Raw genomic sequence first — 12197 nt, forward strand, 5'->3', positions numbered from 1 at the left:
AGGCGTTATTGAGGCCGGTTGTAAAAGTATCATCGGCTCCCGCTTAAAACAATCCGGAATGGAGTGGACCGTAAAAGGTGCAAACGCCATTATCGCCCTCCGATGTGCCATGCTCTCGCATCGTTTTGAAGACTTCTGGGAATCCAGGGCTGCTTAATACCCGATTCTATGACGCAGGCCCTCTTGCAGGCAACAGACCATCCCTTAGTCAGCCCCCTCCTTGATGGAAATGAGAAAGACTGATTCGTTTATTCCTTCATGCTTTCAGCACAAGAGCGTTCCTGGATATCAGGTCTTTCTTGGCCAATCTCATGGATGACCGCTGGCCTCCTTCCTTACCATTCTTTTCCCTCTTCGTGGTATAATAGCGCAATTATATATAATAAAAAAGGAGGGGTCATTGGCTAAGCACGCTGGAGCATACAGAAGTGAAAAACGGAAAAAGGAACTCTCTCGCCAGAAGAAACAGGAAGAGAAACGGCTTCGTCGGCTGAACAAGGGGGCCGTGCAGGACGATTCGGGGAAGGGAGGCGTCGAAGAGAGGGAAGCAGCACAGGAGAACGTGGATCAGCCGCAGTAGAGAGTCCGGGAATTCTGTCACACCTTCCGACCCCTGTCAACTTCATGAAACTCATGAGACTGCCTGACTGGATAAGAACGAAGAGCCTTACGGGGCTTCACGATACTAAACAGATGCTCAGGACCCACAGACTTTCCACGGTCTGTGAGAAGGCCCGTTGTCCGAATATTGGGTCCTGTTTCTCAAAGCCGACCGCGACCTTTCTGATTCTTGGTCCGACATGCACGAGGAATTGCGGCTTCTGTTCAGTCGAATCTTCACCGCCTCAGCAGCCTGACCGTGACGAACCGCGAAGGGTCGCCATGGCAGCAAAGGAATTGAAACTGAACTATGTTGTTATCACGTCTGTTACTCGTGATGACCTTCCCGAGGGAGGAGCCTCACATTTTGCCGGGACAGTAAAGGCACTGAGGGACCATCTGCCTGATGCGAAGGTGGAGGTCTTGACGCCCGATTTCAGAGGCGATCTGTCTTCCCTGAAGATCGTGCTCTCTTCCGGTCCTGATGTGTTCAATCATAACATAGAGACCGTGTCACGCCTTTATTCCACGGTGAGGCCTCAGGCTGATTACGAGCGCTCTCTGCTGGTTCTGAGGAACGCCAGACTCTTCTCTCCTCGTATCCGGACCAAGTCAGGGATCATGGTCGGAATGGGCGAAACCTTTGATGAGGTTGTCACGGCACTGAAGGATATCCGCTCAACCGGCTGCGATTTCATAACAATAGGGCAGTACCTGAGGCCTTCGAAAAAGAACCTTCCCGTCACAGAATACGTGCTGCCCGAGGTTTTTGACCGTTACAGAGAAGAGGCGCTCAGCATCGGCTTTCAAGGGGTCGCCTCTTTTCCTCTTGCGAGGAGTTCCATGAACGCAGAGGAGATGTTCATAAAAGGAGACCGGGGAGAAGGAGCCTCCATCTCATAAACGGTTACCCATCCTTATCAAACCTTATCAAAAGTGAAGTGAATTTGTTATAGTAAAGCTTGCGTTATATTATCATTTGCGTTAGGAGTCGCCATGACAGAATTCAGCAGGATTAAGAGGCTTCCTCCCTACGTTTTTGCGATCGTAAATGCCCTCAAGATGGAGGCAAGGAGAAAAGGCGAGGATATTATAGATCTCGGCATGGGGAATCCCGACCTCCCCACCCCAAAGCACATTGTGGACAAGCTCTGCGAGGCGGCAAACAATCCGAAAAACCACCGCTACTCTGCGTCAAGGGGCATAACGCAACTACGGATTGCAATCACCGAGTGGTATAAGAGGCGCTATGACGTAGATTTGGACCCAGAAACAGAGGTAGTTATTACCATTGGGGCAAAGGAGGGCCTGAGCCATCTTGCTTATGCAACCCTTGGCCCGGGTGATGTTGTTATGACGCCGACGCCTGCCTATCCCATCCATCCCTACAGCGCGATCCTTGCAGGCGCTGAGGTGAGGTACATCCCCACCGGGAAGAACTATGATTTTTTTGAAGAGATGGAGAAGGCCTTCAAATCATCCTGGCCCAAACCGAAGATGCTTACGATCAATTTCCCCCATAATCCTACGACGGAATGCATTGAACTCGATTTCTTCAGGAAGGTCGTCGCCTTCGCAAAGGAACACGATATCTTTGTGGTACATGACTTTGCCTATGCTGACCTGAACTTTGACGGATACAGGGCCCCGAGTTTCCTCCAGGCGCCGGGAGCAAAGGAGGTAGGGGTAGAATTCTTCTCCCTGACAAAGAGCTATTCCATGGCCGGATGGAGGGTTGGGTTCTGTTGCGGGAACAGAGAACTCATAGGAGCGCTTACAAAGATAAAAAGCTATCTTGATTACGGGATGTTCCAGCCCATACAGATCGCAAGCATTATCGCACTCAGGGGGCCCCAGGAGTGCGTCAATGAGATCAGGGCGATTTATGAATCTCGACGCAATGCCCTCATTAAAGGTCTCCACAAGGCGGGGTGGAACATCGAGCCGCCCAAGGCTACGATGTTTGTCTGGACCGAAATCCCTGAACCCTTCAAGAAGATGGGTTCTCTCGAGTTCAGCAAATTCCTGATAAAAGAGGCTGGGGTTGCCGTATCTCCCGGCATCGGTTTCGGGGAGGGCGGAGATGACTTTGTCAGATTTGCCCTCGTCGAGAATGAGCATAGGATACAACAGGCAACGCGGGGAATTAAGAGGGCGATACGTGGAGTCGATACTCGTAGTTGAAGACAAGGAATCCATGGCTGAAATGTTAAGAGAGACGCTCGAGGCAGCCGGATACCGCACTGCAATTGCGCGGGACGGGGTCGAGGGGATCAGAAAGGTCAAAGACGAGAAGATCGACCTTGTCCTCACCGACCTTAAGCTCCCGAGAAAAAACGGCATGGATCTCCTCACATTGGTAAGAGAGATAAACCCTATGATCCCGGTGATCATGATGACCGCTTATGGTTCCGTAGATCTCGCGGTGAAGGCAATCAAGGAAGGGGCCTTCGATTTCATCACGAAGCCCTTTGACACCGACCACCTTCTCCATCTCATACGGAAGGCGATAGAAAACCAGCGTCTCATTACCGAGAACACCCTGCTGAAAGAGGAGTTCTCATCCCTCATCGGTATGCCGCAGATCATCGGGAAGAGCGACACGCTCAACGAGGTCGCGAAGAAGATCCAGAAGGTTGCTCCCGCGAGGACGACGGTCCTCCTTCTCGGTGAAAGCGGCACCGGCAAGGAGCTCTTTGCAAGGGCGATCCATTGTCTCAGCCCGAGGAAGGACTATCCCTTTGTTCCAATCAATTGTGCTGCCATACCGCAGGACCTTCTGGAATCAGAGCTCTTTGGCTACGAAAAGGGTGCATTTACCGGAGCCGAAATGAGGAAACTCGGCAAATTTGAACTTGCCGATAGAGGAACCGTATTTCTTGACGAGATCGGTGAGATGGCTGTTTCGCTCCAGGCAAAGATTCTGAGAATCATCCAGGAGGGCGAGATAGAGCGTGTCGGGGGGCTGAAACCGATGAAGGTTGATGTGCGGATTATCGCAGCCACCAACAAAGAGCTCGACAAGGCGGTGGCCGAAGGGAAATTCCGGGAAGACCTCTATTACAGGCTCAGTGTCTTCCCCGTCGTCATCCCGCCATTGAGAGAGCGAATTGATGATATCCCGTTGCTCGTCGATTTCTTCGTCAAGAAATATTGCGCTGAAACAAAGGCGCCGGTAAAAAGTGTTTCACGGGAGGCCCTCGATAAACTCGTGAAGTATCCCTGGAAGGGAAATGTGAGAGAACTCGAGAATGCCATCGAGCGGGCTGTGATCCTCTGTGAGGGGAATATGATAACCGCCGACGACATCTCCTTGCCGTCGTCCTCAGGAGAGGCCTACCTGCGCACCTTGCCTGCGAACGGGACACTGGAAGAGACGGCCCGGGCGGCAGTCAGGGTTGTTGAGACTGAGAGAATACGAAAGGCTTTGTTGGAAACAAAAGGGAACAAGAGCAGGGCCGCGGAAACCCTCGATGTGAGCTACAAGACCCTCCTGACGAAGATAAAGGAATACGGAATTGAGTGACACCCTGAGCTTGTTATCAGACCATTCATTTTCATCAAAGAACCAGGAGGTTTCAGATGGCAGGACATTCTAAATGGGCACAGATCAAACATAAGAAGGCGCATACCGATGCAAAAAGGGGCAGGATATTCACGGGCATCGTGAAAGAGATATCCGTCGCTGCCAGGATCGGCGGCGGCGATCCAGAGGGGAACCCAAGACTCAGGACTGCTATAGAGAAGGCGAAAGAGGTCAATATGCCTCACGATAACATAAAGCGGGCTATTATGAAGGGTACCGGGGAGTTGCCGGGAACGGCCTACGAAGAGTACACCTACGAGGGATACGGCCCCGGCGGGGTCGCCGTCCTTGTCGAGGTGCTCACAGACAACAAAAACAGGACCGTTTCAGAGATACGCCATATTATGTCAAAAAATGGCGGCAATCTCGGCGAGTCCGGCTGTGTTGCCTGGATGTTCGAAAAGAGAGGGTACCTCCTTGTGGACAAGAGCTCGGCCGACGAAGATGCTCTCATGACTGTCGCTCTTGATGCCGGAGCCCTGGACATGAAGAATGACCCGAAGGAGGACAGCTACGAAGTTATCAGTCGTCCTGAAGATCTCAGCAGCGTAAAGAGTGCGATTGAAGGCGCTCACCTGCCGGTTTCCCTTGCCGAGGTGACAATGCTTCCGAAGAGCTACGTGGTGCTCGATGAAAAGGCTGCCGAGCAGATGATGAGGCTTATAGAGTCTCTGGAAGAGAACGAAGATGTCCAGAATGTCTATGCCAATTTTGATATCCCTGACGAAGTCATGACAAGAACCGGCAAGTAGCATGATCTCTATCCGAAGCACCGTAAAAAGGAGATTCCTTGCAGGGCTCGTGGTGGTAGTCCCCGGCATCATCACGATTTCCGCCATAGTCTGGCTCTTCAGATTCGTAGACGGCTTCCTCGGTCCCCTCTATGACAGTATTCTCGGCTATCACACCGCAGGTCTCGGGTTTCTATCGGCAGTGGCGCTCATATTTATTGTCGGCGTTATCTCTACAAACGTCTTCGGCAAGAAGATGATAGGCTTTGCGGAACAGATGTTCCTAAAGATCCCGGTATTCAAGGGTTTTTATACGGCAGTCAAGCAGCTCGTCGACGCCTTCTCCCCTGAAGACAAGAGTTCCTTCAAGGAATTTGTTGTAGTCGAATATCCGAGACCTGGCGCCTTCGCCTTTGGATTTCTCACAAAGGAATGCACGATCAAGTCGGAAAGAAGCGGCCTCGAGTCATGCCTCAGGGCCGTATATATTCCTACCAACAATCTCTACCTGGGCGAAATCGTGCTCTTCAGAGAAGGGGACGTTTTTTACACCAATATATCGATCGAGGAAGGTATCAAGATAATACTGTCCGGAGGTATCGCTGCTCCGGCGAAGATTATTGAGGCCCAGAGATGAGACTTGCCTGCGTCGTTCTTGCTGCCGGCCTCGGAAAGAGGATGAAGTCTCCCGTACCCAAAGTCCTCCACACGCTCTCGGGAAGACCTATGCTCCAGTATGTCCTTGATGCCGTGGCCAGGCTGAAACCGGAAAGAACGGTCGTTGTTGTAGGAACGTTCCACAAGGAGATTGCCGACGCCGTCGAGGCTTCGGGCATTTCTTTCGCCCATCAGCGAGAACCGAGAGGGACAGGAGACGCACTCATGAAGGCCCGTGATGCCCTCAGTGGTTTTCGGGGTACCATTCTGGTCTTGAACGGTGATACCCCCCTGATTACCCCGGACACCCTGAGAGGGTTCCTGCGACGTTCCCAAAAGAACGGAGATGCGCTCTCGGTCCTGTCTTTCTCAGCAGAAAATCCTGAAGCCTATGGGAGGATTGTGAGGGACGATTCAGGCGTGGCCCTCCAGATTGTGGAGGAGAAGGATGCCACTGCCGAGCAGAAGAGGATTGCGGAAGTGAACGGCGGAATTTATGCCATCAGTTCGGAGATCATGGATCTTCTCTCGAAGATCAGCCTCAATAAGGCCAAGGGGGAATACTATCTCACTGACCTCTTCTCGATAGCCCGACAAGAGAAGGTGAAGACCGGCGTCTATTGTTCTTGCCCGGAAGACGAGATGATGGGGATAAACACAAGGGCAGAGATGCTCAGGGCAGACAGGATATTACAGACAAGGATCGTCGGCAGACTGGTCGGCAGAGGGGTAACATTTATTAATCCTGCATCGGTTTACATCCACTCGGGCGTAATGATCGGCAGCGATACGGTTATCTATCCCAATGTCTATCTTGAAGGAGAGACGAAGATCGGGCGGGGATGCGTTCTCTATCCCAACGTACGGATCGCCGGGAGCGCGATCGGAGACGGCTCGATCATAAAGGACTCCTCGGTCATAGAACGCTCTACGGTCAAACAGCATGCCCAAATCGGCCCTTTTGCTCATCTCCGCCCTGCATCGGTAATCGGTTCTCACGCAAAGATCGGCAACTTTGTCGAGATAAAGAAATCGGTAGTCGGCGCTGGGACCAAGGCCTCCCACCTGAGTTATATTGGCGACGCTGTCATCGGAAAGGACGTCAACATCGGCGCCGGGACAATCACCTGCAACTATGACGGAAAGCAGAAACACAAGACAGAGATCCATGATGGGGTCTTCATCGGCAGCGACACCCAGCTCGTTGCTCCTGTGAAAGTCGGCAGAGGGGCATACGTCGCAGCAGGTTCGACGGTAACAAAGGATGTCCCTCCTCTGTCGCTGGCAATAAGCAGGACCATGCAGAAGAATATCAAGGACTGGGCGAAGAAAAGGATGGCTCAAGCCGAACGTCGGCAACCGGGGATGAAGGGCCAAAGAGGGAAAGGATCGCGGAAGGGGGACGACTGATGTGCGGAATAATCGGATATACGGGCAGGGGTGACGCCATCTCCGTCGTCCTTGACGGACTAAAGCGCCTTGAATACCGGGGATATGACTCTGCAGGGATAGCTTTCTTTTCAGAGGGAACCGTACAGATCAAGCGATGCAAGGGAAAGGTCAACGATCTCTCCGGTCTCTTCGAACGTGACAGGCCAATGAGCGCGACGGCCATAGGGCATACACGGTGGGCAACGCATGGAAAACCGTCAGAGGAGAATGCCCATCCTCACAGGTCCCATCACATCATTCTCGTCCACAACGGCATTGTGGAGAACTACATAGAGCTGAAAAAGGTCCTTATCGCCGAAGGATATACCTTCACATCGGAGACTGATACCGAAGTTTTGTGCCATCTCATTCATAAATACTCACAAGGCCGCTCTCTGGAGGAGGCCGTCAGGAACGCCCTGAAGGATGTCAGAGGCGCATATGCCCTCGCCGTGATGAGTGAAAAGGAGGAAGGGAAGGTTGTCGGGGTACGAAAAGACAGCCCCCTCTGCGTCGGTCTCGGCGACAGGGAGTATTTCATTGCTTCTGATGTGCCCGCTTTCTTCAGCCATTCAAAGAAAGTCATGTTCCTCAATGACGGAGAAATGGCTGTACTGACGAATGACGGCGTTATCGTGACAACGATCTCGGGCGCCGCTGTTCACAAGGAGATGACGGCGATCTCATGGAGCCCGTCAATGGCTGAGAAGGGCGGCTACAAGCACTTTATGCTGAAAGAGATCTATGAACAGCCGAGGGCCCTCTCAGACACCATGAGGGGAAGGTTCAATGCAGAGACGGGCGAAGTAAATCTCGAGGAGTTCTGTCTGACCGGAGAACTCCTCAAAGCGGTTGAGAAGGTATTCATCGTTGCCTGCGGCACTTCCTGGCACTCCTCATTGATCGGGAAATACATGATTGAACATATTACACGCGTACCGGTTGAGGCGGATATTGCATCGGAATTCAGGTACCGGACTCCCATCATAAAACCCGGGGATCTCTTCATAGCCATAACCCAGTCCGGAGAGACTGCAGACACCCTTGCAGCCCAGAAGGAGGCTAGGAGACTCGGGGCAAAGGTCTTGAGCATCTGCAACGTGATAGGCAGCTCCTCTGCACGGGAGGCCGATGCCGTATTCTACACCCACTCGGGCCCCGAGATAGGCGTCGCCTCCACAAAGGCCTTTACGTCACAAATTATCGGACTTTATCTCTTCGGGATCGCCCTGGGCCTGGCAAAGAATATGATCGACAGGAGAAGTGCCGGTGAGATGCTCCGTGAGCTCCTCAGCATTCCCGATAAAGTGGAACAGATCCTTGCGCGGAATGATGAGATCGAAGCAGTCGCAAAAGACCTCTTCAAGGCGAAGGATTTCATCTATCTCGGGAGGGGCATCCAGTTTCCCGTTGCCCTCGAAGGGGCCCTCAAGCTGAAAGAGATTACGTACATTCATGCCGAGGGGTACCCCGGAGGGGAGATGAAACACGGTCCCATAGCTCTCATAGACGAAGAACTTCCGGTGGTCGTTCTGGCGCCCAGGGATACTCTCCGTGAGAAGATCGTCTCGAACTTGCAGGAGGTCAGGAGCAGGGGTGGAAAGGTGGTATCATTGATCAACCCCGGTGATACGGAAGTGCACGGGCTTTCCGACCACTGTATACCGGTACCGGAAACAAACCCCTTCCTGGCGTCAATCCTGCTGACGATTCCGCTGCAGCTCCTCTCATACCATATCGGGGTTTTGAGGGGTTGCGACGTTGACCAGCCGAGGAACCTTGCGAAGAGCGTCACCGTTGAATAACGGCGGATAAGGTGGAGCCTCCTTTGAGAGCAGGCACTATTTCTTTTGACGCGCAGAGCTCTTTTTTGTTAGTATAGGTTGAAACCCGCGATGTCCAAGGATAGCTTACTAGAAGGTTTAAACCCCCAGCAACGAGAGGCCCTGCTCCATGTCGAAGGTCCTCTCCTCATCCTCGCCGGCGCAGGCAGCGGGAAAACCAAGATCATCTCCCACAAATTTGCTCACCTCACAAAGACAAAACGTCTCCCCTACAAGTCGATATTCACGGTGACCTTCACAAATAAAGCTGCCAACGAAATGAGAGAGCGGATTTTTGCCCTCACCGGCAAAGACATGAACGGCTCATGGATCGGGACCTTCCACTCCCAGTGCTGCAGGATATTGAGGAAAGAGATAGCATGTCTGGGGTACACCCCCGACTTTTCCATTTACGATGACGACGACCACTGCAACATCATTCGCCACATCCTGCGGGAATTCTCCATTCACGAGGCATTGTACCGCGGCGTCGCAGCACGCATAAGTTCACTGAAATCATCTCTCATGAGTCCAGAAGAGTTTCTCTCAGCCGGCGATGGTTTCGGTTTTGATGAAAAGCTCGCAAAGGTCTATCTCCGATACCAGGATGAATTGAAGAGATGCAATGCCCTTGACTTTGACGATCTCATCGGCCTTACCGTCAAGCTCTTTGATAAGAAACCTGATATCCTGAGGAAGTTTCAGGACGAATTTCAATACATCTTGGTCGACGAGTTTCAGGACACCAACTATGCCCAGTATAGACTGCTGAAACTGCTCGGTTCCGGCCATCGGAACATCGCCGTGGTAGGCGACGACGATCAAAGCATTTACCGATTTCGAGGCGCCGATGTATCGAACGTTTTCCGCTTCGAAAAGGACTTCCCGGGGACAAAGGTTATCCGTCTCGAGCAAAACTACCGCTCGACGCAAAACATCCTTGACGTGGCAGGGGCCGTCATCTCGAAAAACCCGGTCCGGAAGAAGAAGAAGCTCTGGACGGGCAAGGGGTGCGGAGAAAGGGTATACCACTGCTGGTTGAGCAACGAAGATGAAGAGGCCCGGCACATAGCTAAGACGACCAAGGAGTTCTACCTGAAGGGTGTCTATGAGTACAAGGACATTGCCGTGCTCTACCGGGTCAACGTCCAGTCCAGGGCCGTTGAAGAGGCCTTGAGAGACGAAGGGATTCCCTATCGGATTGTAGGCGGCATCAGTTTCTATCAACGGAAGGAAGTTAAAGATATCCTCGCCTATATGCGTCTTCTTATCAACCATAATGACAACGTCAGTCTGAGACGTATTGTCAACTGTCCTCCGCGAGGCATCGGCGCCACAACGCTATCAAAGCTGGAGCAGGAGGCAAAGAAACGGTCAACGAGTTTCTTCGACGCCCTGAGATCAGCGGTGAGCGGGACAGGAAAAAAATCCCACGACCTTTTGAGCAGACTTGAGGATTTCATAAAGCTCATCGAAGAACTCGCATCGAAAAGATATAAGACGGCCGCTGACATGCTGAAGGAGATTGTGGAGAAGACCGGTTACCGGAAGTTCGTTGATGAGGAGAAGATCCAGAATATCGATGAATTCATCGCTTCTGCGGCAGGCGCGAGCGTGAAGGATTTTCTCGAAAAGGTGGCCCTTCTGACAAGTCTTGATGACTCCCCGAAGGAGAATGCTGTTTCCCTCATGACCCTTCATTCGGCTAAGGGGCTCGAATTCCCCGTCGTCTTCATCGTCGGCCTCGAAGAAGGCGTGCTCCCCTATTTCAAGGCGGCCGACGATGTTGACGAGATCAACGAGGAGAGAAGACTCTTTTATGTCGGCATGACAAGAGCCAAGGATATCTTATGGCTCACCGGCGCAGGCAGAAGAAGGTTATATACAAGGACCCAGAATCAGGAACCTTCCCGTTTTCTCTCCGACCTTCCGAAAGAGTGCTGCCAATGGATAGAGAAATCCGCACGGACCCATTTTACCCATTCGCCGAGAAGGGACACCGATTCGCCGAAGCGCGTCTTCCCCTATGTGACAGGATGCAGGGTTAAACATCCCAAGTGGGGAATCGGTGTCGTAAGGGATTGTTACGGTGACGGAGAAGAACAGAAGGTTACCGTCAATTTCCCTCAGATAGGGATCAAGAAGCTCGTACTCAGATTTGCGAACCTCGAAAAGATATAGATGCCGATACCCGTTGAACATATAGCGCACCTTGCAAGGCTTTCCCTTTCCGAAGATGAAGAGAAGACCTTTTCTCAGCAGATCGGCAGTATTCTCGAGTACGTGGAGAAACTCAATGAACTCGACACCTCGGGCATTGAGCCGACGTCCCATGTGATCGAAATGAAGAACGTCATGCGGGAAGATATGATCTGGCCTTCTCTTCCGGTAGACAATGCCCTCGCGAACGCCCCAGACAGGTCAGGCAACTTTTACCGGGTGCCGAAGATCATAGAATAGAGTGATACCGTGTTGCGCTGTGTCCTCAGAGCAAAAATACATATGGCGACCGTCACGGAGTCGAACCTGGCCTACGAGGGAAGCATCACCATTGATGAAGACCTCCTGAAAGAGGCGGGCATCCTTCCCTATGAACAGGTAATGGTGAGCAACCTGAACAATGGCGAGAGATTCGAGACGTACGCAATTCCCGGCAAGGCAGGGAGCAGGGAAATCTGTCTCAACGGCCCTACCGCGAGGAAAGGGGTGGCAGGTGACAAGGTGATCATCTTCTGCTACAGCTATTTTGAAGCGAACGAACTGAAGGACTTTGGGCCCAGGATTATCCGTCTCGACGCAGAGAATAACATCGTGAGATAAAGGATAAAGACGGGAACATTCCGATCCGTCTTATTTCGCCCTTCCTCCTTCATATCTCCTTATAACGTATGGATGAAATCGGCATTATCAAAGAGATCAACGGGATCTTTGCGACGGTCTCTGTGGCAAGAAAATCTGCCTGCAATGATTGCCAGGCCGACTGCAAGCTTGCGGAAGAAGAGGCACTCATAGAGGCTGTTAACGCCGCAAAGGCAACGACAGGCCAGAAGGTCAGGGTTGTCATGAAACCTTATACCTACCTCAAGGGCTCACTCCTCGTATACGGCCTGCCTGCCCTCTCCCTCATCCTTGGCGCAGTCTTCGGCAAGGAATACATGAGCAGTTTCCTTAAGAATACCGATCCTGATATACTGTCAGCGATTTTTGGCTTCGGAGCTTTCATACTGTCCTTTGTTTTTGTTAAGCTATGGAGCAGAAGAATCGAGAAGAAGACGGAATACAAGCCTGTAGTCGAGGAAATTCTGGAATAATGTAGGTGGCAGCACGCAGTAAAGACCAATTCCTGCGAACTGCTGGCTCCTTGCTGCT

General features: G+C 52.1%; 13 protein-coding genes. All 13 read left to right on the plus strand.

Annotated features, from left to right (window positions below):
• On the plus strand, nt 1-157 hold a 157-nt coding region (locus VFG09_01600), incomplete at its 5' end, for an ISKra4 family transposase (protein HET6513828.1).
• Nucleotides 158-400: 243 nt separating this feature from the next.
• Nucleotides 401-580, plus strand: a complete 180-nt coding sequence (locus VFG09_01605) for a hypothetical protein (GenBank protein ID HET6513829.1) — start codon at nt 401-403, stop codon at nt 578-580.
• Nucleotides 581-633: 53 nt separating this feature from the next.
• Nucleotides 634-1503: a lipoyl synthase gene (gene lipA, locus VFG09_01610; GenBank protein HET6513830.1), complete on the plus strand. Its 870-nt coding sequence runs from the start codon at nt 634-636 to the stop codon at nt 1501-1503.
• A gap of 93 nt (nt 1504-1596) precedes the next feature.
• Nucleotides 1597-2784 carry an alanine transaminase gene (gene alaC, locus VFG09_01615; protein ID HET6513831.1) on the plus strand — a complete coding sequence of 396 codons (1188 nt, stop codon included), beginning with the start codon at nt 1597-1599 and terminating at the stop codon, nt 2782-2784.
• Entirely contained in the window at nt 2762-4126 is a 1365-nt protein-coding gene (locus VFG09_01620; GenBank protein ID HET6513832.1) for a sigma-54 dependent transcriptional regulator, read from the plus strand. The genes alaC and VFG09_01620 overlap by 23 nt, the downstream gene beginning before the upstream one ends.
• Before the next feature lie 56 nt (nt 4127-4182).
• Complete coding sequence (locus tag VFG09_01625; GenBank protein ID HET6513833.1) at nt 4183-4938, plus strand: YebC/PmpR family DNA-binding transcriptional regulator; 756 nt, start codon at nt 4183-4185, stop codon at nt 4936-4938.
• Nucleotide 4939: 1 nt separating this feature from the next.
• Nucleotides 4940-5554, plus strand: a complete 615-nt coding sequence (locus VFG09_01630) for a DUF502 domain-containing protein (GenBank protein ID HET6513834.1) — start codon at nt 4940-4942, stop codon at nt 5552-5554.
• Nucleotides 5551-6984, plus strand: coding sequence for a bifunctional UDP-N-acetylglucosamine diphosphorylase/glucosamine-1-phosphate N-acetyltransferase GlmU (gene glmU, locus VFG09_01635; GenBank protein HET6513835.1), 1434 nt, complete (start codon nt 5551-5553; stop codon nt 6982-6984). Before VFG09_01630 ends, glmU begins: the two co-directional genes overlap by 4 nt.
• Nucleotides 6984-8810, plus strand: coding sequence for a glutamine--fructose-6-phosphate transaminase (isomerizing) (glmS, locus tag VFG09_01640; protein ID HET6513836.1), 1827 nt, complete (start codon nt 6984-6986; stop codon nt 8808-8810). The genes glmU and glmS overlap by 1 nt, the downstream gene beginning before the upstream one ends.
• A 90-nt stretch (nt 8811-8900) precedes the next feature.
• On the plus strand, nt 8901-11009 hold the full coding sequence (locus VFG09_01645) for a UvrD-helicase domain-containing protein (protein ID HET6513837.1): 2109 nt from the start codon (nt 8901-8903) through the stop codon (nt 11007-11009).
• Complete coding sequence (gatC, locus tag VFG09_01650) at nt 11010-11288, plus strand: Asp-tRNA(Asn)/Glu-tRNA(Gln) amidotransferase subunit GatC (protein ID HET6513838.1); 279 nt, start codon at nt 11010-11012, stop codon at nt 11286-11288.
• Between the two features lie 9 nt (nt 11289-11297).
• On the plus strand, nt 11298-11648 hold the full coding sequence (panD, locus tag VFG09_01655) for an aspartate 1-decarboxylase (GenBank protein HET6513839.1): 351 nt from the start codon (nt 11298-11300) through the stop codon (nt 11646-11648).
• 68 nt (nt 11649-11716) lie between these two features.
• Nucleotides 11717-12139: a SoxR reducing system RseC family protein gene (locus VFG09_01660; protein ID HET6513840.1), complete on the plus strand. Its 423-nt coding sequence runs from the start codon at nt 11717-11719 to the stop codon at nt 12137-12139.
• The last annotated feature ends 58 nt before the right edge of the window (nt 12140-12197 follow it).

It is taken from the genome of Thermodesulfovibrionales bacterium, assembly GCA_035686305.1.
Lineage (GTDB): Bacteria > Nitrospirota > Thermodesulfovibrionia > Thermodesulfovibrionales > UBA9159 > DASRZP01.

Excerpts from the sequence above, each read along its gene's own strand:
- lipA (HET6513830.1), top strand. The coding sequence starts at position 634 with ATGAGACTGCCTGACTGGATAAGAACGAAGAGCCTTACGGGGCTTCAC.
- alaC (HET6513831.1), top strand. The coding sequence starts at position 1,597 with ATGACAGAATTCAGCAGGATTAAGAGGCTTCCTCCCTACGTTTTTGCG.
- VFG09_01625 (HET6513833.1), top strand. The coding sequence starts at position 4,183 with ATGGCAGGACATTCTAAATGGGCACAGATCAAACATAAGAAGGCGCAT.
- VFG09_01630 (HET6513834.1), top strand. The coding sequence starts at position 4,940 with ATGATCTCTATCCGAAGCACCGTAAAAAGGAGATTCCTTGCAGGGCTC.
- glmU (HET6513835.1), top strand. The coding sequence starts at position 5,551 with ATGAGACTTGCCTGCGTCGTTCTTGCTGCCGGCCTCGGAAAGAGGATG.
- glmS (HET6513836.1), top strand. The coding sequence starts at position 6,984 with ATGTGCGGAATAATCGGATATACGGGCAGGGGTGACGCCATCTCCGTC.
- VFG09_01645 (HET6513837.1), top strand. The coding sequence starts at position 8,901 with ATGTCCAAGGATAGCTTACTAGAAGGTTTAAACCCCCAGCAACGAGAG.
- gatC (HET6513838.1), top strand. The coding sequence starts at position 11,010 with ATGCCGATACCCGTTGAACATATAGCGCACCTTGCAAGGCTTTCCCTT.
- VFG09_01660 (HET6513840.1), top strand. The coding sequence starts at position 11,717 with ATGGATGAAATCGGCATTATCAAAGAGATCAACGGGATCTTTGCGACG.